General features: G+C 57.2%; 29 protein-coding genes. 11 read left to right on the plus strand and 18 right to left on the minus strand.

Translation table 11 applies throughout. The features are described 5' to 3' along the window. Positions 1-147: 147 nt before the first annotated feature. From cysN to V6L79_RS23305, 3 genes are all read right to left on the minus strand, one after another. Entirely contained in the window at positions 148-2,046 is a 1,899-nt protein-coding gene (gene cysN, locus V6L79_RS23295) for a sulfate adenylyltransferase subunit CysN (protein WP_261739610.1), read from the minus strand. 9 nt (positions 2,047-2,055) lie between these two features. Next, complete coding sequence (cysD, locus tag V6L79_RS23300; protein WP_131655038.1) at positions 2,056-2,973, minus strand: sulfate adenylyltransferase subunit CysD; 918 nt, start codon at positions 2,971-2,973, stop codon at positions 2,056-2,058. Between the two features lie 233 nt (positions 2,974-3,206). Then, positions 3,207-3,965 carry a Nif3-like dinuclear metal center hexameric protein gene (locus tag V6L79_RS23305; RefSeq protein WP_261739611.1) on the minus strand — a complete coding sequence of 253 codons (759 nt, stop codon included), beginning with the start codon at positions 3,963-3,965 and terminating at the stop codon, positions 3,207-3,209. A gap of 100 nt (positions 3,966-4,065) precedes the next feature. Between V6L79_RS23305 and algW the strand changes: the two genes are divergently transcribed. Beyond that, on the plus strand, positions 4,066-5,220 hold the full coding sequence (gene algW, locus V6L79_RS23310; RefSeq protein ID WP_261739612.1) for a Do family serine endopeptidase AlgW: 1,155 nt from the start codon (positions 4,066-4,068) through the stop codon (positions 5,218-5,220). A 62-nt stretch (positions 5,221-5,282) separates the two neighbouring features. Here algW and hisC read toward each other — a convergent pair whose 3' ends face one another. The 10 genes from hisC to V6L79_RS23360 form a co-directional block, all read right to left on the minus strand. Continuing rightward, positions 5,283-6,335 carry a histidinol-phosphate transaminase gene (gene hisC, locus V6L79_RS23315; RefSeq protein WP_261739613.1) on the minus strand — a complete coding sequence of 351 codons (1,053 nt, stop codon included), beginning with the start codon at positions 6,333-6,335 and terminating at the stop codon, positions 5,283-5,285. Positions 6,336-6,337: 2 nt separating this feature from the next. Beyond that, positions 6,338-7,663 carry a histidinol dehydrogenase gene (gene hisD / locus V6L79_RS23320; RefSeq protein ID WP_261739614.1) on the minus strand — a complete coding sequence of 442 codons (1,326 nt, stop codon included), beginning with the start codon at positions 7,661-7,663 and terminating at the stop codon, positions 6,338-6,340. A gap of 148 nt (positions 7,664-7,811) precedes the next feature. Continuing rightward, the gene (hisG, locus tag V6L79_RS23325) at positions 7,812-8,447 is read right to left on the minus strand and encodes an ATP phosphoribosyltransferase (protein WP_261739615.1); all 636 of its coding nucleotides are present in this window, start codon (positions 8,445-8,447) and stop codon (positions 7,812-7,814) included. 181 nt (positions 8,448-8,628) lie between these two features. Beyond that, positions 8,629-9,894 carry a UDP-N-acetylglucosamine 1-carboxyvinyltransferase gene (gene murA / locus V6L79_RS23330; RefSeq protein ID WP_261739616.1) on the minus strand — a complete coding sequence of 422 codons (1,266 nt, stop codon included), beginning with the start codon at positions 9,892-9,894 and terminating at the stop codon, positions 8,629-8,631. A gap of 31 nt (positions 9,895-9,925) precedes the next feature. Further along, positions 9,926-10,165 (minus strand): BolA family protein, encoded by a 240-nt coding sequence (locus V6L79_RS23335; protein WP_003439919.1) that lies wholly within the window; start codon positions 10,163-10,165, stop codon positions 9,926-9,928. Between the two features lie 114 nt (positions 10,166-10,279). Beyond that, on the minus strand, positions 10,280-10,585 hold the full coding sequence (locus tag V6L79_RS23340) for a lipid asymmetry maintenance protein MlaB (protein ID WP_261739617.1): 306 nt from the start codon (positions 10,583-10,585) through the stop codon (positions 10,280-10,282). Beyond that, positions 10,582-11,241 (minus strand): phospholipid-binding protein MlaC, encoded by a 660-nt coding sequence (locus tag V6L79_RS23345; protein ID WP_261739618.1) that lies wholly within the window; start codon positions 11,239-11,241, stop codon positions 10,582-10,584. The genes V6L79_RS23340 and V6L79_RS23345 overlap by 4 nt, the downstream gene beginning before the upstream one ends. 11 nt (positions 11,242-11,252) lie before the next feature. Further along, complete coding sequence (gene mlaD, locus V6L79_RS23350) at positions 11,253-11,720, minus strand: outer membrane lipid asymmetry maintenance protein MlaD (protein WP_261739619.1); 468 nt, start codon at positions 11,718-11,720, stop codon at positions 11,253-11,255. Then, positions 11,720-12,517 carry a lipid asymmetry maintenance ABC transporter permease subunit MlaE gene (gene mlaE, locus V6L79_RS23355; protein ID WP_261739620.1) on the minus strand — a complete coding sequence of 266 codons (798 nt, stop codon included), beginning with the start codon at positions 12,515-12,517 and terminating at the stop codon, positions 11,720-11,722. The genes mlaD and mlaE overlap by 1 nt, the downstream gene beginning before the upstream one ends. Then, positions 12,517-13,326, minus strand: a complete 810-nt coding sequence (locus V6L79_RS23360) for an ATP-binding cassette domain-containing protein (RefSeq protein WP_048360074.1) — start codon at positions 13,324-13,326, stop codon at positions 12,517-12,519. Before V6L79_RS23360 ends, mlaE begins: the two co-directional genes overlap by 1 nt. 292 nt (positions 13,327-13,618) lie before the next feature. On the opposite strand from V6L79_RS23360, the gene V6L79_RS23365 reads away from it, so the two are divergent. The 10 genes from V6L79_RS23365 to V6L79_RS23410 all read left to right on the plus strand — a co-directional run bounded on the left by V6L79_RS23365 (position 13,619) and on the right by V6L79_RS23410 (position 20,681). Further along, positions 13,619-14,593 (plus strand): KpsF/GutQ family sugar-phosphate isomerase, encoded by a 975-nt coding sequence (locus V6L79_RS23365; protein WP_321834499.1) that lies wholly within the window; start codon positions 13,619-13,621, stop codon positions 14,591-14,593. Then, on the plus strand, positions 14,593-15,117 hold the full coding sequence (locus V6L79_RS23370; RefSeq protein WP_261739622.1) for an HAD family hydrolase: 525 nt from the start codon (positions 14,593-14,595) through the stop codon (positions 15,115-15,117). Before V6L79_RS23365 ends, V6L79_RS23370 begins: the two co-directional genes overlap by 1 nt. Positions 15,118-15,125: 8 nt before the next feature. Continuing rightward, positions 15,126-15,698: an LPS export ABC transporter periplasmic protein LptC gene (lptC, locus tag V6L79_RS23375; RefSeq protein WP_321834501.1), complete on the plus strand. Its 573-nt coding sequence runs from the start codon at positions 15,126-15,128 to the stop codon at positions 15,696-15,698. Beyond that, positions 15,685-16,215 (plus strand): lipopolysaccharide transport periplasmic protein LptA, encoded by a 531-nt coding sequence (gene lptA / locus V6L79_RS23380; protein ID WP_261739624.1) that lies wholly within the window; start codon positions 15,685-15,687, stop codon positions 16,213-16,215. The genes lptC and lptA overlap by 14 nt, the downstream gene beginning before the upstream one ends. Beyond that, positions 16,215-16,940: an LPS export ABC transporter ATP-binding protein gene (gene lptB / locus V6L79_RS23385; RefSeq protein ID WP_261739625.1), complete on the plus strand. Its 726-nt coding sequence runs from the start codon at positions 16,215-16,217 to the stop codon at positions 16,938-16,940. Before lptA ends, lptB begins: the two co-directional genes overlap by 1 nt. A 238-nt stretch (positions 16,941-17,178) precedes the next feature. Continuing rightward, positions 17,179-18,672: an RNA polymerase factor sigma-54 gene (locus tag V6L79_RS23390; RefSeq protein ID WP_261739626.1), complete on the plus strand. Its 1,494-nt coding sequence runs from the start codon at positions 17,179-17,181 to the stop codon at positions 18,670-18,672. 75 nt (positions 18,673-18,747) lie between these two features. Further along, the gene (hpf, locus tag V6L79_RS23395; protein WP_016781796.1) at positions 18,748-19,056 is read left to right on the plus strand and encodes a ribosome hibernation-promoting factor, HPF/YfiA family; all 309 of its coding nucleotides are present in this window, start codon (positions 18,748-18,750) and stop codon (positions 19,054-19,056) included. 12 nt (positions 19,057-19,068) lie between these two features. Beyond that, positions 19,069-19,533 (plus strand): PTS IIA-like nitrogen regulatory protein PtsN, encoded by a 465-nt coding sequence (gene ptsN / locus V6L79_RS23400; RefSeq protein WP_261739627.1) that lies wholly within the window; start codon positions 19,069-19,071, stop codon positions 19,531-19,533. A gap of 2 nt (positions 19,534-19,535) precedes the next feature. Continuing rightward, positions 19,536-20,393, plus strand: a complete 858-nt coding sequence (gene rapZ, locus V6L79_RS23405; RefSeq protein WP_261739628.1) for an RNase adapter RapZ — start codon at positions 19,536-19,538, stop codon at positions 20,391-20,393. Positions 20,394-20,408: 15 nt separating this feature from the next. Then, on the plus strand, positions 20,409-20,681 hold the full coding sequence (locus V6L79_RS23410) for an HPr family phosphocarrier protein (RefSeq protein ID WP_261739629.1): 273 nt from the start codon (positions 20,409-20,411) through the stop codon (positions 20,679-20,681). 213 nt (positions 20,682-20,894) lie between these two features. Here V6L79_RS23410 and V6L79_RS23415 read toward each other — a convergent pair whose 3' ends face one another. From V6L79_RS23415 to V6L79_RS23435, 5 genes are read right to left on the minus strand one after another with little or no spacing between them, the layout of a single operon-like run. Continuing rightward, positions 20,895-21,791: a ZIP family metal transporter gene (locus V6L79_RS23415; RefSeq protein ID WP_261739630.1), complete on the minus strand. Its 897-nt coding sequence runs from the start codon at positions 21,789-21,791 to the stop codon at positions 20,895-20,897. 27 nt (positions 21,792-21,818) lie between these two features. Then, positions 21,819-22,430, minus strand: a complete 612-nt coding sequence (locus V6L79_RS23420) for a superoxide dismutase (protein WP_338579566.1) — start codon at positions 22,428-22,430, stop codon at positions 21,819-21,821. A gap of 1 nt (position 22,431) precedes the next feature. Beyond that, complete coding sequence (locus tag V6L79_RS23425; RefSeq protein WP_261739632.1) at positions 22,432-22,881, minus strand: DUF2753 domain-containing protein; 450 nt, start codon at positions 22,879-22,881, stop codon at positions 22,432-22,434. A gap of 27 nt (positions 22,882-22,908) precedes the next feature. Then, the gene (locus V6L79_RS23430; RefSeq protein WP_261739633.1) at positions 22,909-24,285 is read right to left on the minus strand and encodes an aspartate ammonia-lyase; all 1,377 of its coding nucleotides are present in this window, start codon (positions 24,283-24,285) and stop codon (positions 22,909-22,911) included. Then, entirely contained in the window at positions 24,278-24,673 is a 396-nt protein-coding gene (locus V6L79_RS23435; protein WP_261739634.1) for a FagA protein, read from the minus strand. The genes V6L79_RS23430 and V6L79_RS23435 overlap by 8 nt, the downstream gene beginning before the upstream one ends. Positions 24,674-24,904: the final 231 nt, after the last annotated feature.

Genomic DNA, 24,904 nt, shown 5'->3' on the forward strand with positions numbered 1-24,904 from the left:
ATGTCTGAAACACCGGGGGCATTATTCACGACGGCTTCGCCGTTGATCGCAGCCTTGGTACCTCGCAGCGGCTACAATTATTTGATTGCCGCACCCAATAAAAAAGCCCGCCACCGATCACTCGGTGGCGGGCTTTTTTAGTGCGGCTTAAATCGCGCCGCGTTGACGCAACAGATCCAGCACCAGCTTGACGCTGTCTTCCAGTGGCAGCGATTGCGTGTCGACCACCAGGTCGGCATTCAACGGCACGTCATACGGGAAGGACTCACCCGGGATGTTGTCGCCACCTGCCGCATACAGCCCTTGCGGGTCACGCTCGGCGCACACGGCCGGGGATGCCTGGACATACACGGTAAGCAAACGGTCACTGCCAATCAGCGCCTTGGCCTGTTCACGGCCTTCGGCATCCGGGGCAACAAACGCAGCCAATGTCAGCAGGCCCGCTTCGTTGAACTGACGCGCCACATGCGCAGCACGACGCCAGTTTTCAGTACGCCCGGCACGATCCTGTGGCAGCCCCTTGTTCAGGTCATGGCGCAGGTTCTGGCCATCCAGTACGAACACCGCACGACCCATGTCGAACAGCTTGCGCTCAACCGCATAGGCCAAGGTGCTTTTGCCGGCACCGGACAAGCCGCTGAACAACACAGTCGCTGGCTGCTGGCCAAAACGCTGGACGCGCTCTTCAACCGCTACGTGCGCCAGTTTGCCGTGATGGGTTGCACTGCCATGACTCAGCGGCTGAGCAACGATCATGCCTGCACCGACGGTGCCATTGGTCAGACGGTCGATGATAATGAACGAACCGGTGGTGCGGTTGCTGTCATAACCATCCAGCGCAATCGGCGCATCGAGGCTGATCTTGACCTTGCCGATCTCGTTCAACTGCAAGGCGCTGGCCGGACCTTCTTCCAGGGTGTTTACGTCAACTTTGTTGACGATGCTGGCAATCGAACCAGGCACGTAACTGGTAGCGCGCTTGATGTCGTACTTCTTGCCCGGCAGCATCGGCTCTTCAGCCATCCACACCAGCATGGCTTCGAAGTTATCGGTCACCAGCGGCACGTTGTCGGCATGCACCAACAGGTCGCCACGGGAGATATCGATCTCGTCTTCCATGGTCAGCGTTACCGCCTGGCCAGGACCGGCGTGCTCCAGCTCACCTTCAAAGGTGACGATGGATTTGACCCGGCTGCTCTTGCCCGACGGCAACACAACGATTTCATCGCCCTTGTGCACAATGCCGCTGGCCAGCGTACCGGCAAAACCGCGGAAGTTCAGGTTGGGACGGTTCACGTATTGCACCGGGAAGCGCAAGTCGGTGAGGTTACGGTCCGCGGCAATTTCTACGGTTTCGAGGATTTCCATCAGCGACTGACCGGTGTACCACGGCGAACGCTCGGATCGGTTCACCACGTTGTCGCCTTTAAGGGCAGACATCGGCACAAAGTGCAGGCTGGTCGGCTTGAGCTTCAAACCTTCGGCAAACTTCAGGTAGTCGGCCTTGATCGACTCGAACACACCTTCATCAAAACCCTTGAGGTCCATCTTGTTGATGGCCACAACGATATGTTTGATGCCCAACAACGAGGCAATAAAGCTGTGGCGACGGGTCTGGGTCTGCACGCCGTAACGGGCATCTACCAGAATGATCGCCAGGTCACAGGTCGACGCACCGGTGGCCATGTTGCGGGTGTACTGCTCATGGCCTGGGGTGTCGGCAATGATGAATTTGCGTTTGGCGGTTGAGAAATAGCGGTACGCCACGTCGATGGTGATGCCCTGCTCGCGCTCGGCTTGCAGACCGTCTACCAGCAGCGCCAGGTCGATATCGTCGCCCGTGGTGCCGCTTTTTTTCGAGTCGCGGGTAATGGCTTCCAGATGGTCTTCATAGATCATCTTGGAGTCGTGCAGCAGGCGCCCGATCAGGGTGCTCTTGCCGTCGTCGACGTTGCCGCAGGTCAGAAAACGCAACATCTCTTTGCGTTCGTGCTGGCCCAGGTAGGCGAGGATGTCCTCGCTGATCAAATCAGATACGTGCGACATAACAACCCCTTAGAAATAACCCTGACGTTTTTTATCTTCCATTGAGCCTGCGCCATCGTGATCGATGACTCGGCCCTGGCGCTCGGAAGTTCGCGTCAGGAGCATTTCCTGGATGATGTCAGTCAAGGTTTCAGCCTCAGACTCCACCGCGCCAGTCAGCGGGTAGCAACCCAGGGTACGGAAGCGGACCTTTTTCTTGACGATGCGCGCCTTGTCTTCGTCAGACAGGTGCTCAAGGATGCGCTCGTCGTCGATCATGATCAGCGTGCCGTTCTTTTCGATGACATCGCGCTCGGCGGCGAAGTACAACGGCACAATCGGGATGCCTTCGAGGTAGATGTACTGCCAGATATCGAGTTCGGTCCAGTTCGACAGCGGGAATACGCGGATCGATTCGCCCTTGTTGACGTTGCCGTTGTAGACATTCCACAACTCGGGGCGCTGGTTTTTCGGGTCCCAGCGATGCTTGCTGTCGCGGAAGGAATACACGCGCTCTTTGGCACGGGATTTTTCTTCGTCGCGACGTGCACCACCAAAGGCGGCGTCGAAGCCGTATTTGTCCAGAGCCTGCTTGAGGCCCTCGGTTTTCATGATATCGGTGTGCTTGGCACTGCCGTGGGTGAAGGGGTTGATCCCTTGCGCCACGCCGTCCGGGTTGACGTGAGTGATCAAGTCCAGGCCCAGCTCGGCGACCATCTTGTCGCGAAAGCTGTACATCTCCTGGAATTTCCACTGGGTGTCGACATGCATCACCGGAAACGGCAGCTTGCCAGGGAAAAACGCCTTGCGTGCAAGGTGCAGCATCACGGCGGAATCTTTACCGATCGAGTACAGCATCACCGGGTTATCGAACTCGGCGGCCACCTCGCGGATGATGTGGATGCTTTCCGCCTCCAGCTGTTTCAGGTGCGTCAGTTTGTCGACCATGGCTACTCACGAAAGCTATCTTATGAACGGCCTGCGGGCCGTGTTCGAGGGTCGAATGCTAGCACAGCACCCTCTTCTATTGATCGCGTCTACTAGATCGAAACGGTCTAAGAATAGATCGCCGAGTTTGGGCTGTAATTGCCTGTGGGAGCGAGCCTGCTCGCGAAAGAGATGCTGATAATGGCCTCTTCGCGAGCAGGCTCGCTCCCACGGTTAGTCATCGTTGCTTGGAATCAGATCGGATTCGGGCAATCAATAAACAGGTGTTCCAGGGCAAAGCGTCGCGCCAGGTAATCACCCAGGGCCTGCACGCCATAACGCTCGGTGGCGTGATGCCCTGCGGCAATGAAACTGATGTCGTTTTCGCGGGCACTGTGGAAGGTTTGCTCGGACGCTTCGCCGCTCAGGTACAGGTCCACTCCGGCCAGTACTGCCTGATCGATGTAGCCCTGCCCGCCTCCGGTGCACCAACCCACGCGGCGGATCATTTCACTGCCTTCAATCAGCAGCGGCTGACGCCCCAACGCCTCTTGAACGCGGCGCGCAAAGTCACGGGCGGTCACCGGCTCAGCCAAGGACCCCACCAGCCCCACTACTTTCGAATTGCCCGGATCCAGCGGGCCTTCAACGGTAATGTCCAGTTGCCGCGCCAATTGCACGTTATTGCCCACCTCAGGATGCAGATCCAGCGGCAAGTGGTACGCCAACAGGCTGATATCGTGCTTGAGCAAGGTTTTCAGGCGGCGCTGCTTCATCCCGGTGACGCATGGATCTTCGCCCTTCCAAAAATAACCGTGATGCACCAGCACCAGATCGGCCTGGGCCTCGACGGCAGCATCCAGCAATGCCTGACTGGCGGTCACGCCGCTGACGATCCGCATCACTTGCGGGCGGCCTTCGACCTGTAAACCATTGGGGCAGTAATCACTGATGGAGGCACAGTTGAGGTAACGATTTGCTTCTTCTACCAGCGTGCTCAGGGCGACAGCCATAAAAGACTCCTAAATATAGCGTTCAGAGCCGGGCGGCCCTCGTATAATGGCGCCATTATGGGCCGTCAAGATGGCTCTGCAACCTTCAGGACTGAGTTCAATGTTTAAGGCTTTGCGTTTCTTTGGCTGGCCACTGCTGGCTGGCGTGCTTATCGCTTTGCTGATTATTCAGCGTTACCCGCAATGGGTTGGACTGCCGAGCCTGGACGTTAATCTGCAGCAAGCCCCGCAAGCCAGCTATGTGCAGCAAGGCCCTGTGACCTATGCCGATGCGGTGGTACGCGCGGCTCCCGCCGTAGCCAACCTGTACACCACTAAAGTGGTGAACAAGAACGCCAAGCCATTGTTCGAGGACCCGCAGTTCCGCCACTTTTTCGGCAACAACGCGCCCAAACAAAAGCGCATGGAATCCAGCCTGGGTTCGGGGGTGATCATGAGCCCCGAAGGTTACTTGCTGACCAATAACCACGTGGTCGCCGGGGCCGACCAGATTGTGGTGGCGCTCAAGGACGGGCGCGAAACCTTGGCCCGGGTTATCGGCAGCGATCCTGAAACCGATTTGGCGGTGCTCAAGATCAACCTGAAAAACCTGCCATCCATCACCATCGGCCGCTCGGACACCCTGCGCATCGGCGATATTGCCCTGGCAATCGGCAACCCGTTCGGGGTGGGTCAGACCACCACCATGGGTATCATCAGTGCCACCGGTCGCAACCAGTTGGGGCTGAATAACTACGAAGACTTTATCCAGACCGATGCCGCGATCAACCCAGGCAACTCGGGCGGTGCGCTGGTGGATGCCAACGGCAACCTGACCGGGATCAACACCGCAATCTTCTCCAAGTCCGGTGGCTCCCAGGGCATCGGCTTTGCGATCCCGATCAATCTGGCGATGGAGGTCATGAAATCAATTATCGAGCACGGCCAGGTAATTCGTGGCTGGCTGGGGATTGAGGTTCAACCGCTCACTCAGGAACTGGCCGAATCGTTTGGTCTCAGTGGGCGTCCGGGGATTGTTGTCGCGGGGATTTTCCGTGATGGCCCGGCGCAAAAAGCCGGTCTGCAACTGGGGGATGTGATTCTGAGCATTGATGGCGAGCCCGCCAACGATGGCCGTCGCTCGATGAATCAGGTGGCGCGGATCAAGCCTTCGGACAAAATCACGATTCAGGTCATGCGTAACGGCAAAGAGTTGAAGCTCACTGCCGAAGTGGGCCTGCGCCCGCCGCAAGAGCAGCCGCCGCAGAATGACTGATAAACAACACACCCCAACACTGTGGGAGCGAGCCTGCTCGCTCCCACAGTAGTCATTGTGTATTAGATATCCGACAACCCTTCGATCAACGCCGCATTCTGCTCCGGCGTGCCGATGCTGATGCGCAAGAACTGGGCAATGCGCAGTTGCTTGAAGTGACGCACGATCACGCCCTGCTCGCGCAATTTGGCCGCCAGCGCCGCCGCATCGTGCTCCGGGTGACGGGCGAAGATGAAGTTCGCCGCTGATGGCAGCACTTCAAAACCCAGCGCCTGCAACTGCCCGACCACTTGCTCGCGACTGTCGATCACCAACTGACAGGTCTGCTCGAAGTACTCACGGTCTTCAAACGCCGCCGCCGCGCCTGCAATGGCGATACGATCCAGCGGGTAGGAGTTGAAGCTGTTCTTGATCCGCTCCAGCGCCTCGATCAGATCCGGATGGCCCACCGCCAAACCGACCCGCAACCCGGCCAGGGAACGCGACTTGGAGAGGGTCTGGGTCACCAGCAGGTTCGGGTAGCGATCCACCAGACTAATGGCCGTCTCGCCGCCAAAGTCGATGTACGCCTCATCGACCACCACCACTGAGTCGGGGCTGGCCTTGAGGATCTGCTCAATGGCGTCCAGCGCCAGCAGGCAGCCGGTCGGAGCGTTAGGGTTCGGGAAGATGATCCCGCCATTAGGCTTGGCGTAGTCCGCAGGCTGAATCTGGAACTGCTTATCCAGCGGCACAGCATCGAATTCGATACCGTACAAACCGCAGTAAACCGGATAGAAGCTGTAGCTGATATCCGGGAACAACAGCGGCTTGTCGTGCTGGAACAAACCGTTGAACGCATGGGCCAGCACTTCGTCCGAGCCGTTGCCCAAAAACACCTGATTGGCCTGCACTCCGTAGTACTCGGCAACAGCCTGCTTTAGCAGGTCGCTGTTCGGGTCAGGGTACAAACGCAGGTTATCGTTGATCTCGCCCTGCATCGCCGCCAGCGCTTTAGGCGAAGGCCCGTAAGGGTTTTCGTTGGTATTGAGCTTGACCAGTTTGGTCAATTTAGGCTGTTCGCCCGGTACGTAAGGCACCAGTTCTTTAACGAATGGACTCCAGAATTTGCTCATGCTTATTGCCCCTGTTCGTCGGCGATGATGCGGTATTCGGCACTACGGGCGTGACCGGTCAACGATTCGCCGCGAGCGAGAATCGAAGCGGTCTTGCCCAGGTCGGAAGCACCCTGCTCGGAGCAAAAAATGATCGAGGAGCGCTTCTGGAAGTCGTACACCCCCAGCGGCGACGAAAAACGCGCCGTGCCGGAAGTCGGCAATACGTGGTTTGGACCCGCGCAGTAATCGCCCAAGGCCTCAGAGGTATGGCGGCCCATAAAGATCGCACCCGCGTGGCGGATCTGCGGCAGCCATGCTTGCGGGTCAGCCACCGACAACTCCAGGTGCTCCGGAGCAATACGGTTGGCAACATCAATCGCCTGCTGCATGTCCTTGACCAGAATCAGCGCGCCACGACCATTGATCGAGGTTTCGATGATTTCGGCCCGTTCCATGGTTGGCAGCAGCTTGGCGATGCTGGCCGCAACCTTGTCGAGGAATTCAGCGTCCGGGCTGACCAGAATCGCTTGCGCGTCTTCGTCGTGTTCGGCCTGGGAGAACAGGTCCATGGCAATCCAGTCCGGATCGGTCAGGCCATCGCAGACCACGAGAATTTCCGAAGGACCGGCGATCATGTCGATGCCGACCTGACCAAATACGTGGCGTTTAGCCGTCGCGACATAGATGTTGCCCGGCCCGACCACCTTGTCGACTTTCGGAACGCTCTCGGTGCCATAAGCCAGCGCAGCGACAGCTTGTGCGCCGCCAATGGTGAACACCCGGTCAACACCCGCAATGCAGGCGGCAGCCAGTACCAGTTCATTGATTTCACCCCGCGGGGTCGGCACCACCATCACCACTTCGGTGACGCCTGCGACCTTGGCCGGAATGGCGTTCATCAATACCGACGACGGGTACGAGGCTTTGCCGCCCGGCACGTACAGACCGGCACGGTCCAGTGGCGTGACCTTTTGGCCCAGTACCGTGCCGTCGGCCTCGGTGTAGCTCCAGGAATCCTGTTTCTGTTTTTCGTGGTAGCTGCGTACACGCTGTGCGGCTTTTTCCAGCGCTTCACGCTGTGGCGTAGTAATGCGTGTCAGAGCCAGCTCCAGACGCTCGCGCGGCAGGATCAAATCCGCCATCGAGTTAACGCTCAGCCCGTCAAAGCGCTGGGTAAATTCAACCAGCGCAGCGTCGCCACGCTCGCGCACAGCTTTGATGATATCGAGCACACGCTGGTTGACCGAGTCGTCAGACACACTTTCCCAGCTCAGCAAATGATCCAGATGCTGCGCGAAATCCGGGTCAGCAGCGTTGAGTCGACGAATTGCAGTGGGAGCGGTCATAGCGAGGGCCTCGGTATTGGGCGAATGCTTGGGATATTGGTTTTGCACAGCTCAGGCACCACAAGACTACCAAGCCATCCGCGTGGGTACCTGAGATTTCTGGCTATTACACGGATAGATGGGCGCGACTCAAGGTCGCGCAGATGAGTCAGCCGCGGTGTCGCGATTCCACTGCTTTGCGCAGGGTATCGATCAGGGCTTGAATACGGGCGTGCTGCATTTTCATCGAAGCCTTGTTAACCACCAGACGGGAGCTGATGGCGGCAATGAATTCCTGAGGTTCCAGGCCATTGGCACGCAAGGTGTTGCCGGTATCGACCACGTCGATGATCTTGTCCGCGAGACCAATCAGCGGCGCCAGCTCCATCGAGCCGTACAGCTTGATGATGTCGACCTGACGGCCCTGCTCGGCGTAGTAACGCTTGGCGACATTGACGAACTTGGTCGCAACGCGCAGGCGGCCTTTAGGCTCGGGGGCACCGATGGCACCGGCAGTCATCAGTTTGCACTGGGCAATCTGCAGGTCCAGCGGCTCATACAGGCCCTGGCCGCCGTATTCCATCAGCACGTCTTTACCGGCCACACCGAGGTCGGCGGCACCATGTTCAACGTAAGTTGGCACGTCGGTGGCACGGACGATCAGCAGCCGGACGTCTGGCTGGGAAGTCGGGATGATCAGCTTGCGGCTTTTGTCCGGATTCTCGGTCGGCACAATGCCCGCTTCAGCCAGAAGCGGCAGGGTGTCGTCAAGGATACGGCCCTTGGACAGTGCAATGGTCAACATGGGAAACGTAAGTCCTTATCAGGGTACTTTTGCCCGAACGCAATCGGCGCCGGACAAGCATCGAGCCTGATATCAGGCTCGACTTGAACGATTCGAGGCCAGGTAAAGTAACGCTTGCAAGCCATTACGTCACCTGGCGGCTGGACACTATCCCTGTGCCCATGAAGCCAAACAGCAAAAACTAGCCCGGAACGCGGCGGATTTTGGCGCCCAGCATCTGCAGTTTTTCTTCGATGCACTCATAGCCACGGTCTATGTGGTAAATGCGATCGATCAGGGTGTCGCCTTCAGCTACCAGAGCCGAAATCACCAGGCTGGCCGAAGCACGCAAGTCGGTGGCCATTACTGGCGCGCCCTTGAGGGTTTCAGTGCCGGTAACGATGGCAGTGTTGCCTTCAACCTGGATCTTGGCGCCCATGCGGTGCAGTTCATACACGTGCATAAAGCGGTTTTCGAAGATGGTCTCGATCACAGCACCCGTGCCTTCGGCAATGGCGTTGAGGGAGATGAACTGCGCCTGCATGTCGGTCGGGAACGCCGGGTACGGAGCGGTACGCACGTTCACCGCTTTAGGGCGCTTGCCGTGCATGTTCAGCTCGATCCAGTCTTCACCGGTGGTGATTTCTGCGCCCGCTTCCTTGAGCTTTTCAAGAACCGCTTCGAGGATGGTCGGATCAGTGTCCTTGACCTTCACACGGCCACCGGTCACGGCTGCGGCTACCAGGTAGGTACCGGTTTCGATACGGTCCGGCATCACGCGATAGGTCGCAGTGTGCAACTCTTTTACGCCATCAATGGTGATGGTGTCAGTGCCCGCACCGCTAACCTTGGCGCCCATGGCGTTCAGGAAGTTGGCCAGGTCGACGACTTCAGGCTCGCGTGCAGAGTTCTGCAATACGCTGCGGCCATTGGCCAGTGCTGCGGCCATCATGATGTTTTCGGTACCGGTCACACTGACGGTATCGAAGAAGAAGTTGGCACCGCGCAAGCCGCCTTCTGGCGCTTTGGCCTTGATGTAGCCGCCTTCAACGTCAATCACTGCGCCCATGGCTTCAAGGCCACGGATGTGCAGGTCAACCGGACGCGAACCAATGGCGCAACCGCCTGGCAAGGCCACTTCAGCGTAACCAAAGCGGGCAACCATCGGTCCCAGAACCAAAATCGACGCACGCATGGTTTTCACCAGTTCGTACGGCGCAACCAAGGTTTTGATGGTGTTCGGGTTGATTTCGACGCTGAGCTTTTCATCGATCACCGGCTCAATGCCCATGCGACCGAACAGTTCGATCATGGTGGTGATGTCATGCAGATGCGGCAGGTTGGCTACGGTTACCGGGCCATTGCACAGCAAGGTCGCCGCCAGAATCGGCAGGGCGGAGTTCTTCGCCCCGGAAATGCGGATTTCGCCATCAAGACGGGCACCGCCGGTAATAATCAATTTATCCATAACAATCTCGACGCCAATGGGCTCAGGGGGCTCAGGTGCGCTCGGCCCAGGCCGCGCTGCTGAAGAATTTCATAGTGACCGCATGGATGCTGCCATCAGCGATCCACGGGTTTAAATGGGCATAGATGCTTTGTTGACGTTTGACCGGGCTCAGGGCCACCAGTTCGTCACTGATCACGTTCAGCTGAAAGTTGCAGCCTTCGCCCTCAACTTCTACCTGGGTTCCAGGCAGCTTTCCCTCAAGAAAGCTCTTCACTTCTACGGCCTGCATGCTCAACCTCATTCGGCGCCTAACGCGCGCGGGTCGGCCATCATACAAAAAAGCCCCGCGCCTGCGAACCCCGTATAACAGGACTCTGACGGGGGGCTTTTCTATAGGTGGCAATTAATGATGTGCCAGCAGCTCGGTCAGGCCCGAGACCTGGGCGATTTCGCGCATGTCTTCGGGCATGGCACGAATGCTCAATGGCTTGTTCAGGGCTTGCGCATCACGGATGTAACACAGCAACAGTGACAATCCGACGCTGCTGGATTTGGTGACTGCCGAGCAATCCACCACCAGGGCTTTGGCCAGGGCTTTTTTGATCAGGGCCTGGCCTTCTTTGCGCAAACGAGGGCCGGTCTGATAATCGAGCACGCCACTAAGACGCAGCTCGCTCTCGCCGGCCAGGGTTACACCCGCCTCACTCATTTGCCAGCTGCCTTGGGAGCAGCTGCATCGGTAGTTTCCTTGGCCTTGGCAACTTCACCAGCCCAGTTATCGATGGTCTGATCCAGGTTATTGCCGTTGCGCTGCATGGCATCAGCGAACTGATCACGGAACAGCTTGCCGATGTTGATGCCATTGATAATCACGTTGCGCACTTTCCACTCGCCGTTCACCTTGTTAAGGGTATAGGAGAGCGGGTAAATGGCGCCGCTATCACCTTTCACGGTCATATCGACACTGGTGCGATCCCCGCTTTCATCCTTGGCAGGCGAAACGGTGATGCCCTTGTTGTTGAATTCAAGCAAGGCGTTGCCATAGAACTGCATCAGGCTGCGCTTGAAGTTCTCTTGAAAACGTTGCATCTGCGCAGGTGTAGCGTTGCGCGAGTACTTCACGGTCATGATGCTTTTGGAAATACCGTCAACATCCACTGCTGGGCCAACGATTTCGTTCAAGGCATCGTAAAACTTGGACGGGCTTTGCTTGTACTGCTCTTTGTTGGCAGACAGGTCGGCCAGCAACCGGGTTGTTGTGTCTGAAACTATATCGTGGGCAGATTGCCCCGGCGCAGCATTTGCCATCAGAGGAAGGGCTGCAGCCAGAACTACCAGCAGGCCACGGCGCAAGAGAGAGATCATCTAAAAGCTCCTTATTTGGCGTCTTTGCTAACGGTATTAAGCAGGAATTTACCGATCAGGTCTTCCAGAACCAACGACGACTGAGTGTCGTGAATAGTGCCACCGTCTTTGAGCAGGGTGTCTTCACCACCCACGCTGAGACCGATATATTTCTCACCCAGCAGACCCGCTGTGAGAATAGACGCAGTCGAATCGGTCGGCAGATTATCCACAGCTTTTTCGAGTTGCAAGGTGACACGAGCCATGTAGTTGTCACGGTCCAGATCGATCGCCGTAACCTTGCCGATGGTCACGCCCGCCATGGTGACTTTGGCGCGCACGGTAAGACCGGCAATGTTGTCAAAATTGGCATACAGCTTGTACGTGTCGGTGCTGGCGGTCGGGGACAGTCCACTGACCCGCAGGGCGAGCAACAGCAAAGCCAGGATGCCAGCCAGCAGGAACAGGCCGACACCGATTTCCATGGTGCGGTTTTGCATCAGAAATCTCCAAACATCAAGGCAGTCAAAATAAAGTCCAGGCCGAGGACTGCCAATGAGGCATACACCACGGTCTTGGTAGTGGCACGGCTGATCCCCTCTGAAGTGGGCTCGCAGTCATAACCTTGAAACACGGCAATCCAGGTCACTACAAAGGCAAAAACGATGCTTTTGATGATCCCGTTAAGTACGTCACCACTGAAGGTTACGCTGTTTTGCATATTGGCCCAGTAGGAGCCGTCATAGACGCCCAGCCAATCTACTGCAACCCACGAGCCGCCCCAGATCCCGACCACACTGAAAATCATCGCCAGCACAGGCAGGGAAATAAACCCGGCCCACAACCGTGGCGCAATGATGTACTTGAGTGGGTCAACCCCAATCATTTCCAGGCTGGACAGTTGCTCGGTCGATTTCATGTTGCCGATTTCAGCGGTCAATGCAGACCCCGCTCGCCCGGCAAACAGCAAGGCAGTTACAACCGGCCCCAGCTCACGCAACAGGGTCAAGGCAACCATTTGCCCGACAGCCTGCTCGGAACCATAGCTGGACAGAATGCTGAAGCCTTGCAGCGCCAACACCATGCCGATGAATATGCCGGACACCACAATAATGACCAAGGACATGACGCCTACAGAGTGCAGTTGCTTGAGCAAAAGCCCAAACCCGCCACCGATACCGCCACGCCCCAGCAGTGCATGAAACAGGAAAATCGTCGAACGCCCCAGCACCGAGACAATGTCTATCCCGGCACGACCGAACAATCCGACACGGTCCATTAATGAATGTTTGCGCATCAGCGCTTCCCCAGAAGATCGGTTCGGTAGTCCGAGGCCGGAAAGTGAAACGGAACCGGGCCATCCGGATCGCCGGTCATGAACTGGCGAATACGCGGATTATCGGCATTCATCAGCTCTTCCGGCGTGCCCTGCCCCAGCACCTGACCATCGCCGACTACATACAGATAGTCAGAAATACTCGCGGTTTCAGCCAGGTCATGAGAAACCACAATACTGGTGATACCCAACGCATCGTTGAGCAGGCGAATCAGCCGTACCAGCACCCCCATTGCAATGGGATCCTGGCCCACGAAGGGCTCGTCATACATCAGGATTTGCGGATCCAGGGCAATCGCCCGCGCCAAAGCCACCCGGCGCTTCATGCCGCCAGACAATTCGTCGGGCATCAGATCGATAGCCCCGCGCAAGCCCACTGCCTGCAATTTCAGCAACACAATGTCGCGAATCATTTCTTCCGGCAGCTCGGTATGCACCCGCAGCGGGAAGGCAACGTTCTCGAACACGTCCAGATCGGTAAACAGCGCACCGCTCTGAAACAGCACGCCCATATGCTTGCGGGCATCAAACAAATCACTGCGCGACAGGGTCGGCAGGTTTTGATCATTGACCCACACTTCGCCGCTACTGGGACGCAGTTGCATGCCCATCAGGCGCAATAGTGTGGTTTTGCCGCAGCCCGACGGGCCCATGATTCCCGTGACCTTGCCACGCGGAATACGAATATCGACATTATTGAAGATGCTGCGCGTGCCGCGCTTGAAGGACACTCCCTTCAGCTCGACCGCGTAGGCGTTATCGGCGCTCATCTAAACTCCTTGCGATACAGCGTCTGCCTCTCACCCGGACACCAAACTTCTTATCAAGAAGCACGCGTTCCCTGGCGGGCCGAACTGGCGGCGAACTATACCACCGCTCATAGTGACCGCCCAAGGCCGAAGGAGTGCCGGTTAAGCCTCAATACAGTGAAATAAAGAGGGTTTTTCTTAAATCACGCGAAGTCTTTGCCTAAAGAGACAACAAAGCACTGCGATCAAGCGTGAGGGATGCGCACATAACCGCTATAATCGTTGCCTTTTCTCAGGCTACCCGACTTCAACCATGAGCCAATCCAGCGACCTGATTCAATCTGCCCAACGCACTATCCGCCTCGAACTGGAAGCCGTAGAAGGTTTACTGGCACATATCGACGCAGATTTCGTACGCGCTTGCGAGATGATTTTGGCTAGTAAAGGCCGGGTAGTCGTGGTCGGCATGGGCAAGTCAGGGCACATAGGCAACAAGATTGCCGCCACCCTGGCCAGCACCGGCACCACGGCCTTTTTCGTTCACCCGGCAGAAGCCAGCCACGGCGACATGGGCATGATCACCCGCGATGACATCATCCTCGCACTGTCCAACTCCGGCTCAACCGCCGAAATTGTCACCTTGTTGCCCCTGATCAAACGCCTTGGCATCAAACTGATCAGCATGACCGGCAATCTAGAGTCGCCACTGGCCAAGGCCGCCGACGTCAGCCTTGACGCACGCGTAGCCCAAGAGGCTTGCCCGCTGAATCTGGCACCGACCTCCTCCACCACGGCAACCCTGGTTCTGGGCGATGCACTGGCCATTGCACTGCTTGAAGCCCGCGGTTTCACAGCAGAAGACTTTGCCTTTTCCCACCCTGGTGGCGCCCTGGGCCGTCGCTTGTTGCTGAAAGTCGAAAACGTCATGCACTCTGGCGACGAGCTGCCGCAGGTACAGCGCGGCACGCTGCTCAAGGAAGCGCTGATGGAAATGACCCGCAAGGGCCTGGGCATGACCGTGGTCGTTGAAGAAGACGGCCGCTTGGCCGGAATCTTTACTGACGGCGACTTGCGTCGCACCCTGGACCGTGAGATCGATATCCGCAATGCAACCATCGATGCGGTCATGACCCCACACGGTAAAACCGCCCGCGCTGACATCCTGGCGGCCGAAGCCCTGAAAATTATGGAAGACCACAAAATCAGCGCGCTGGTTGTTGTCGACAAGGAAGACCGCCCGGTTGGTGCCTTGAACATGCACGATCTGCTACGCGCAGGAGTAATGTAATGACCCAGGAACTTCTCAAGCGCGGTAAAAACATCAAGCTGGCCATTTTCGACGTTGACGGCGTTTTGACCGACGGCCGCCTGTACTTCCTCGAAGACGGCAGCGAGTTCAAGACCTTCAACACCCTCGACGGCCAGGGCATCAAGATGCTGATGGCTGCAGGAGTCCAGACCGCGATCATCAGCGGCCGCAAAACCCCGGTGGTCGAGCGCCGCGCGCAAAACCTGGGTATTCCACACCTGTATCAGGGTCGAGAAGACAAATTGGTCGTGTTGGACGAGCTTCTTGGCCAACTCAACCTAAGCTATGAACAGGTCGCCTATCTGGGCGATGATCTGCCTGACTTGCCGGTCATCCGTCGTGTCGGCCTGGGCATGGCGGTGGCCAATGCCGCTGGCTTTGTTCGCGAACACGCCCATGGCGTTACTCAGGCACGTGGTGGCGAAGGTGCCGCCCGCGAATTCTGCGAGCTGATTCTGCGTGCCCAGGGCAGCCTGGACGCAGCCCACGCCGCCTACCTATAGAGCTTTATATGCTGAGCAAAAAGATTCGCCACATTCTGCTATTCGCGGTCATTGCTTCGCTGTTTGCGGCAGTTGGCTACTGGAATATCAGACCGGAACGCTTTCTCGACACCCCTGCCGTGGCTGTTGATGAACAGGCTATCGACTATTACGCCGTCAATGCACGCAGCCTTCAGTACTTGCCAGACGGCAAGCTGCAATACGAGATGACCTCCGACAAGCTTGAACATCTTAAAGCGTCGGAAGTCACTCAACTGACCCGCCCCGACATGCAAATGTATCGCGGCACGGCATACCCATGGCACGTGCAGAGCGAGCGTGGCGAAGTCAACCCGGACGGTACGCAGGTCGAGCTGATCGACTCGGTGCGTGTTGCCCGCACCGACGAGAAGAACCGCAGCACCGTTATTACCAGTACCCGCATGACTGTATTCCCGCAGAAGCAATATGCGCAGACCGAGCGAGACGTTAGAATCGACGGTGCTGGCGGCGTAACGACCGGCAAGGGCATGAAAGCATATTTGAAAGACGGCAGGATGGACCTGCTGTCCAACGTAAGAGGACAGTATGAGTCTCGTTAAAACCCTCCCTTTATTGCTCAGCTTGAGCGCAGCACTGGGAAGCGTGAGCGCCTGGGCTCTGCCGAACGACAACGAGCAACCTATCCGCATCCAGGCCAACGAAGCCCAACTGGATGACAAGCAAGGCGTTGCCACCTACAAGGGCGATGTAATCATCACCCAGGGTTCGATGAAAATCACTGGCAACACCGTCACCATTACTCGCAATAGCGCGGGCGAGATCGACGTGGTTACTTCCGTCGGCAACCTGGCTTACTTCGAGCAACTGCAGAAAGCCACGGACCCCAAGCCGGTTCAGGCTTATGCCGTTACCATTCAATACCATGCGCCGCAAAACCGCATCGTGCTGATCGACAAGGCTAAAGTCATCAACGACGGCAACACCACCGAAGGTGAAAAAATCATCTACGACACGGTGAAACAAGTCGCCAGCGCCGGTCGCGCCAATGGCAGCCAGGTCACAGCACCTCGCCCACGCATTGACATGGTGATCCAGCCCAAGAAGAAGGCCCAGTAATGGCAACTCTGAAAGCCCAGCATCTGGCCAAAAGCTACAAGAGCCGTCAGGTAGTACGTGATGTCAGCCTGTCGATCGACAGCGGGCAAATCGTGGGCTTGCTCGGCCCTAACGGCGCGGGCAAAACCACGTGCTTCTATATGATTGTCGGCCTGGTACATGCCGATCAGGGCCGCGTCCTGATCGATGACCTGGACGTCAGCCATGAGCCGATGCACGGTCGCGCACGCGCCGGTATTGGTTACTTGCCGCAGGAAGCCTCGATTTTTCGCAAGCTGTCGGTAGCCGACAACATCATGGCGATCCTCGAGACCCGCAAGGAACTCGACAAGGCAGGTCGACGCAAAGAGCTGGAAAGCTTGCTGCAAGAGTTCCATATCAACCACATCCGCGACAACCTGGGCATGAGCCTGTCGGGCGGCGAGCGTCGCCGAGTAGAAATTGCCCGGGCACTGGCCACCGCCCCCAAGTTCATCCTGCTCGACGAACCCTTTGCCGGGGTTGACCCGATCTCGGTCGGCGACATCAAGCAAATCATCTACCACCTCAAAGCCAAGGGCATTGGCGTACTGATCACCGATCACAACGTGCGCGAAACCCTCGACATCTGCGAAACCGCTTATATCGTTAACGACGGTCAACTTATTGCCGAAGGTGATGCTGAAACGATTCTTGCCAACAAGTTGGTGAGAGAAGTGTATCTGGGCAATGAATTCCGCTTGTAAGGCCAGGATATAGCGTGTTGCCGGAGCGCCAAGGACAGAAAAAAGTCCGCATGATTTTTATTATCCAGGCGCTCGATGGGGAGCGCTCTCGATTAGTTGCGCAAGCAAAAAACTAATCTGAGCACCCCCTAGGCAAACGCATCGGTTTCAGGCATATAATTTGCTTATGTTTGGCGCTCACGCGCCCTGTAGTGGATGGCGCCATGTGCGCCGGCGAATAAGGTGTTAAGCCCCTGCCATGAAACCATCGCTAGTCTTGAGAATGGGCCAGCAGCTGACGATGACACCTCAGCTGCAACAGGCCATCCGCCTGCTCCAATTGTCGACCCTCGACCTGCAACAGGAAATCCAGGAAGCCCTGGAGTCCAATCCGATGCTCGAACGCCAGGAAGAAGGCGACGACTTCGACAATGCAGACCCCCTGGCCGACAACATCGAGCAAAAACCCAATACCGACGTTCAGGAACCGACTTACCAGGAATCTGCGCAAACTGTAGATAACCTGGACGAAGGCGACTGGAACGACCGCATTCCCAATGAACTGCCAGTCGATACCGCCTGGGAAGACATCTACCAGACCAGCGCCAGCAGCCTGCCAAGCAACGACGATGACGAGTGGGACTTCACCACCCGCACTTCTGCTGGCGAAAGCCTGCAAAGCCACCTGCTGTGGCAATTGAACCTGGCACCGATGTCTGACACCGACCGACTGATCGGCGTGACCCTTATCGACTGCATCAACAACCAGGGCTACCTGGACGAAACCCTCGAGGAAATTCTCGAAGCGTTCGATCCGGAACTGGACATTGAGCTCGATGAAATCGAAGCCGTTCTGCACCGCATTCAGCAATTCGAGCCATCTGGCATCGGTGCGCGCAACCTGGGCGAGTGCCTGCTGCTGCAATTGCGTCAGCTCCCGGCCAAGACACCCTGGCTGAACGAAGCCAAACGCCTGGTCACTGACTACATCGATCTGCTGGGCGCGCGCGACTACAGCCAACTCATGCGCCGCATGAAGCTCAAGGAAGACGAGCTGCGCCAGGTCATTGAGCTGGTGCAAAGCCTCAACCCGCGCCCTGGCTCGCAAATCGAGTCCAGCGAAGCCGAGTACGTCGTACCTGACGTGATCGTACGCAAGGACAACGAACGCTGGCTGGTAGAACTCAATCAAGAGTCCGTGCCACGCTTGCGGGTCAACCCGCAATACGCGGGTTTCGTGCGCCGCGCCGACACCAGTGCCGACAACACCTTTATGCGCAACCAGTTGCAGGAAGCACGCTGGTTCATCAAAAGCCTGCAAAGCCGCAACGAAACCCTGATGAAAGTGGCTACCCAAATCGTCGAGCATCAGCGCGGCTTTCTGGAATATGGCGACGAGGCCATGAAGCCGTTGGTACTGCATGACATCGCAGAAGCTGTCGGCATGCACGAATCAACGATTTCGCGAGTAACTACGCAGAAATTCATGCATACCCCCCGCGGTATTTATGAGCTTAAGTACTTTTTCTCCAGCCACGTCAGCACCTCCGAAGGCGGCGAATGCTCCTCCACCGCGATCCGTGCCATCATCAAAAAACTGGTTGCGGCTGAAAATCAGAAAAAGCCGTTGAGTGACAGCAAGATCGCTGGTTTACTGGAGGCACAAGGTATTCAGGTAGCCCGTCGCACCGTCGCCAAGTACCGCGAATCCCTAGGGATAGCGCCTTCAAGCGAACGTAAGCGGTTGATGTAAGCCACGGACCCCAGCGTTTCAGTGGCAGGCTGCTCGGCCTGCCGCTTTATGCAATGGCATCAAAGGAGAAACTGTATGCAAGTCAACATCAGTGGACACCAACTGGAAGTCACCGAACCGCTACGCGCTTACATCGGCGAAAAACTCGACCGACTGGAGCGTCACTTCGACAAGATTACCAACGTACAGGTAACGATGGCGGTCGAAAAACTTAAACAGAAGATCGAAGCCACCTTGCACATCCATGGAGGAGAAGTCGTTGCCAACGCCGAGCATGACGACATGTATGCCGCCATTGATCTGCTCACTGACAAGCTTGATCGCCAACTGAAAAAGCATAAGGAAAAGACCCAAAGCCTGCTCCAGGGCGCGACCGGTCGTTAATACTCCCTACCCATGATCCGACTTGAAAGTATCCTGACCCCCGGCCGTTCCTTGGTGAACGCGCCGGGCGGCAGTAAAAAGCGCGCACTCGAACACATTGCCAACCTGATCAGCCGCGAAGTGCCTGGTCTCGAAATGCAGGATGTTTTTGAGAGCCTTATCGCCCGTGAAAAACTGGGTTCTACCGGTTTTGGTAACGGCATCGCCATACCCCACTGCCGCCTCAAGGGCTGTGAGTCGCCAGTCAGCGCCTTGCTTCACCTCGACGCCCCTATAGATTTCGACGCCATCGATGGCGCGCCGGTCGACCTGCTGTTCGTTTTGCTGGTGCCAGAAGCGGCAACCGATGCACACCTGGAACTGCTCCGGCAGATTGCCAGCATGCTCGATCGTAAAGACGTTCGCGAAAGACTGCGTAACGCATCCAGCAACGAAGCGTTGTATCAGGTTGTTCTGGACGTACAGAACGGTCATTAATCATGCGCTTAGTAATTGTCAGCGGACGCTCCGGCTCCGGTAAAAGTACAGCCCTCGCCGTCCTTGAAGATAACGGCTTCTACTGCATCGACAACCTGCCAGCCGGCTTGCTGCCGGAACTGGCCGAGCGTGCGCTGATTCACACCGAATTGGCGCAGCCGCTGGTGGCCGTATCGATCGATGCGCGAAACCTGCCGAGCCACTTGTCACGTTTCCCCCAACTGCTTGAAGAGGTTCGTAATCGGCATATCCAGTGCGATGTTCTGTACCTGGACGCCGACGAAGAAACCTTGCTCAAGCGCTTCTCGGAAACACGTCGACGTCACCCGCTCAGCAGCGCAAGCCGCTCACTTGCCGAAGCTATTCGAGACGAGACCCAACTGCTCGGGCCAATTGTTGACCTCGCAGACCTGACCATCAACACCACCAATCTGAACTTGTATCAGTTGCGTGACACCATCAAGTTGCGCCTGCTGAACAAGCCTGAAGCCGGCACCGCCTTTTTGGTTGAGTCGTTTGGCTTCAAGCGCGGGATGCCAGTGGATGCTGATCTGGTCTTTGACGTACGTTGCCTGCCTAACCCGTACTGGAAACCCGAGCTGCGCGAGCAATCGGGACTCGACCAACCGGTTGCCGACTATCTGGCAGCACAACCCGATGTCGAAGAGATGTTCCAGGATATCTCCAGTTACCTGTTGAAGTGGCTACCGCGCTTTGCTGCCAGTAATCGTGCCTATGTAACGATTGGTATTGGCTGCACGGGCGGGCATCACCGCTCGGTGTACCTGACCGAACGCTTGGGCAAATGCCTGCAAGAAACTCTGAAGAACGTCCAGGTTCGCCACCGCGACCTTACTTGAAGGATCTACCCCGCGATGCCTGTACTGGAAATTGAAATCATCAACAAACTGGGCTTGCACGCCCGGGCATCAGCAAAGTTCGTCGGTATCGCAGGGCAGTTCCCATGTCAGATCCGGGCGGGTCGTACTCCTGAATCAATGGTAGATGGCAAAAGCATCATGGCCATGATGATGCTCGCTGCGGGCAAGGGAACCACCATCCACCTGATGACCGAAGGTGAGCAGGAGCAGGAAGCTCTGGATGCACTGGCCAAACTGATCAACAACTTCTTTGATGAGGGTGAGTGAGCAAAGCGACGCAATTGCTCGTAGCAGCTGACGAGCTCCACGAGGCTGCGTTCGGCGATGCAATCGTCGTAAACCCGGTATACGCGATTTATCTGAAACACCAAGGCTGAATGGTTTTACGGCTGCTTCGCAGCCGAACGTAGCCTCGTTCTACTCGTCAACTGCTACAGGAGTTTTGCTCGCCTTGTCGCCGGCGAGGAACGAAGGCTGCGACTACGCCCCAAGCGCCGTATCCATCACCATCATCAGGCAAAAGCCAACACACAACCCCAGGCTCGCCAGTTTTTCGTGACCGTTGCGCCGCGACTCCGGGATCACCTCTTGCGTGACCACCAACAGCATCGCCCCTGCCGCCAATGCCAGCCCCAACGGTAACAACACCTCAGCCAGATTGACCAGCCAAGCGCAGAGCACCGCGAACACCGGCTCAACCAGACCGGAGGCTGCGCCAATCAGGAACGCCTTGACCCGCGACATGCCCGCCCCTGCCAGCACCAAGGCAATCACCAGCCCTTCAGGCACATCCTGCAAGGCTATGCCCATCGCCAGGCTATCGGCATCAGGCATACCGCCCCCCGCCGACACCCCGACCGCCATGCCTTCGGGAATGTTGTGCGCCACAATCGCAATCACAAACAACCAGATCCGCGGTGCAATAACCGGCTCGCCTGGGCGGCTGGCGAACACCTCCGGCCCGACACCCGAGACCTTGCGATCCACCAGAAACAGGCAGAAAGCGCCCAGCATGATGCCCAGACTGATCAGCCCGCTGGAAGACCAGGGCGACAACCCCAGGCCTTGAGCGGCAGCAATCCCCGGCACAATCAACGAAAAGGCCGTGGCCGCCAACATCACCCCGGCACCAAAGCCAAGTAAGGTATCGCTGACCGCCACCGGCATTTTACGAATGACCAATACCGGCACCGCACCCAATGCAGTGCCCAGCGCACAGAGCGAACCGCCCTGCAGCGCCCGCAACAGTTTCGGCTCCAGATCCAGCCAGACCAAACCCTTCGCTACCAGCAAGGCTGTGCCCGCCAGTAGCAAGAGCGTGCCGAGGGCATAGCGAAACATCCGCACGCCACCTACCGCCAATATTTGCGTGCCCATAATCCGCCTGAATCCTTTTGAGTGGGCTCAGCCAATCGCTGCTTGATAGCGACGCGTCACTTCAGGCCAATTAATTACGTTGTAAAACGCATTGATGTATTCCGGGCGACGGTTTTGATAGCGCAGGTAATAGGCGTGCTCCCATACGTCCAGCCCGAGAATCGGCGTATTGCCATTCATCAACGGACTGTCCTGGTTACCACTGCTCTCGATCACCAGTGTTTTTTGCGGGGTCACGCTCAGCCAGGCCCAGCCACTACCAAAACGAGTCAGCGCTGCCTTGGTGAAGTTCTCCTTGAAGGTCTCCAGCCCGCCCAGTTGTTGATCAATCGCCTTGGCCAACTCACCTTCCGGCTTGCCACCGCCTTGAGGGCTCATAACTTCCCAGAAAAGCGAATGGTTGGCATGCCCGCCACCTTGGTTAATCACCGCTGCCCGCAGCTTTTCGGGCAACTGATTAACACTGGCCACCAGTTTTTCCACAGGCCACTGGGCCCACTCCGTGCCCTCCACCGCCGCATTCAGGTTGTTGATATAGGTCTGGTGATGCTTGGTGTAGTGGATTTCCATGGTTTGCGCATCAATGTGCGGCTCGAGCGCGTCGTAGGCATAAGGCAAGGCAGGCAAGGTGTAAGTCATATCAATGTGCTCCCAAGTGATGGCCGCTAACTGTCGAATATTCATGGCTGCTCTGAGCCAGGTTGCTTTTGAGTAAAAGATTGGAGCGCGGGTACTCACCGTGCTCACTGATAAAGTTCAAAAGCTCAACATAGGTTTTACTGCTCTGACGCAACGCTGCTTCACGCAAGGCCGACGACAGGCGAGCGTTCTGCATGGTTTGCAATAAACGCTGGTGGATCGCGCAGAGGTACTCGACGCTCTCCTCCGGCTGGTTGAGCCGCAGGTGCAGATCCGCCAGGTTGTGGTGCGAAATGACACAAGCCGCTACTGCTTCGTCGGCATCACTCCAGCGCTCGAACAGAACTTGTGCCAGCGCCAGCGCCTGCAAGTAATGCTCCCGCGCATCGACCAGCTCGCCCTCGGCGAAACAGCGATTGGCTCTTTCGATCGTGCGTTTCCAGTGTTCCATGTGAGCCTCCAAAGCAGTGTCGATGCGTTAAACGCCGCCTGCAGTCAACTTCTCGGGGTCGAGCAAGACCTCAAGCTGGCTGCGTGGCAGGTCGGTGTATTCGAGGGCCACATCAATCACCGGGCGGCCTTGTTGATAGGCGGTCTTGGCGATTTCGGCAGCCTTCTGATAACCAATGATCGGGTTCAGGGCCGTCACCAGAATCGGATTACGCGCCAGCGCTTCTTTAAGCTTGCCCTCGTTGACCTTGAAACTGGCGATGGCCTTGTCTGCTAACAGGCGGCTGGAATTGGCCAGCAGTTCGATGCTGCTCAGCAAGTTCTGGGCAATTACCGGCAACATCACGTTCAGTTCAAAGTTGCCGGACTGCCCCGCGATGGTGATCACCGTGTCGTTGCCGATCACTTGAGCTGCGACCATTGCCGTGGCTTCCGGAATCACCGGGTTGACCTTGCCCGGCATGATCGAAGAGCCCGGCTGCAAGGCCTCAAGCTCGATCTCGCCCAGGCCTGCCAAGGGACCTGAGTTCATCCAGCGCAGGTCGTTAGCAATTTTCATCAGCGACACCGCAGTGGCCTTGAGTTGCCCCGACACCGACACGGCCGTGTCCTGCGAGCCAATCAAGGCAAACAGGTCTTTGCCCGGGGTGAATTTCACCTGAGTCAGGGCCGTGAGCTGCTGACTGAACAAAGCGGCAAACTGCGGGTGCGCGTTAATCCCGGTGCCCACCGCCGTACCGCCCTGCGCCAGCGATTGCAGCGCAGGCTGCAGATTGTGCAAATGTTCGATATTAGCCCTGAGCTGTTGCGCCCAGCCGTTGAGCACCTGGCTCATGCGCACGGGCATGGCATCCATCAAGTGCGTACGGCCGGTTTTGACGTACTGATGAACCTGCTCGGCTTTGTGCTCGATAACCTGCACCAGATGCGTCAACGCGGGCAGCAGTTGCTCGTGCAAGCCTAGAGCCGCGCTGACATGGATGGTGGTCGGGATAATGTCGTTGCTGCTTTGCCCGCAGTTGACGTGATCGTTGGGGTTAACCGGCTCACCCAGCAGCCGCGTGGCAAGCGTTGCGATCACTTCATTGGCATTCATGTTGGAACTGGTGCCCGATCCGGTCTGGAAAATATCCACCGGGAAGTGCTCCATAAAGTCACCGGTCAGCAGAATCTGGGCGGCCTCGACTATGGCCTCGCCCTGGGCAGCGCTGATTTGCTTGAGTTCAATGTTGGCTTGGGCGGCTGCGGCCTTGGCCAGAATCAGTGCGCGAATGAATTGCGCTGGCATGCGTTGATGGCTAATGGGGAAGTTGTCGACTGCACGCTGGGTTTGTGCGCCATAGAGCGCCGCCTCAGGTACGTGCAATTCGCCCATGCTGTCACGTTCGATACGAGTGTTACTCATCAGGAAATCCTTGCACCAGTTCTGTTAAAGAAATTGAAGGCTCGAGCTCGCAGGTCGCCAACTGCCAGGCACAGCTTTGCCAGCGCTTGAGTCGGCAGTTACATAGGGCTTGGGTTTCGAGGTCGCGCAGCGGGCGCCACGCGTGGTCCAGACACTGAGTGCGCCAGTGCCACGGCAGCGCGGTGTCGGTTGCGGTGTCCAGCAGCAGCCGGAAGGTAGTTACGGCAATCATCCACGGCGAGGTCGCCGTGCAGCCCGCAAGATAGCGGCCTTCAGCCAGATAATGCTCGATCAGGCGTGGCTCGTTCGGCGCCAGCCCGCAACGGATCTGGCGGCTCATCCAACGCCAGCTTTCTAGATACGGCCCTTCACGCAAGGCTGAACTCATGACCCAAGCTCACTCGATAATGAGATTCATTATTAAGCGATATTGATTATCAAAACAAGCCTGATGATGGCTTAGAGCCCTGTTCCCGGATCCGCAAGGCCGCGATCATTGATCGCGGTCTTTTTATTGCCTGAGAAAAATCTCACTTCGCCGGTAGTGCTACTGCTGGCCATAGAAGTATTAGGAAAATCCTTACAAGTAATAGGGTCTAATCCCACATCCGTACTGCAG

It is taken from the genome of Pseudomonas sp. ML2-2023-6, from assembly GCF_037055265.1.
Taxonomy (GTDB): Bacteria; Pseudomonadota; Gammaproteobacteria; order Pseudomonadales; family Pseudomonadaceae; genus Aquipseudomonas; species Aquipseudomonas kulmbachensis.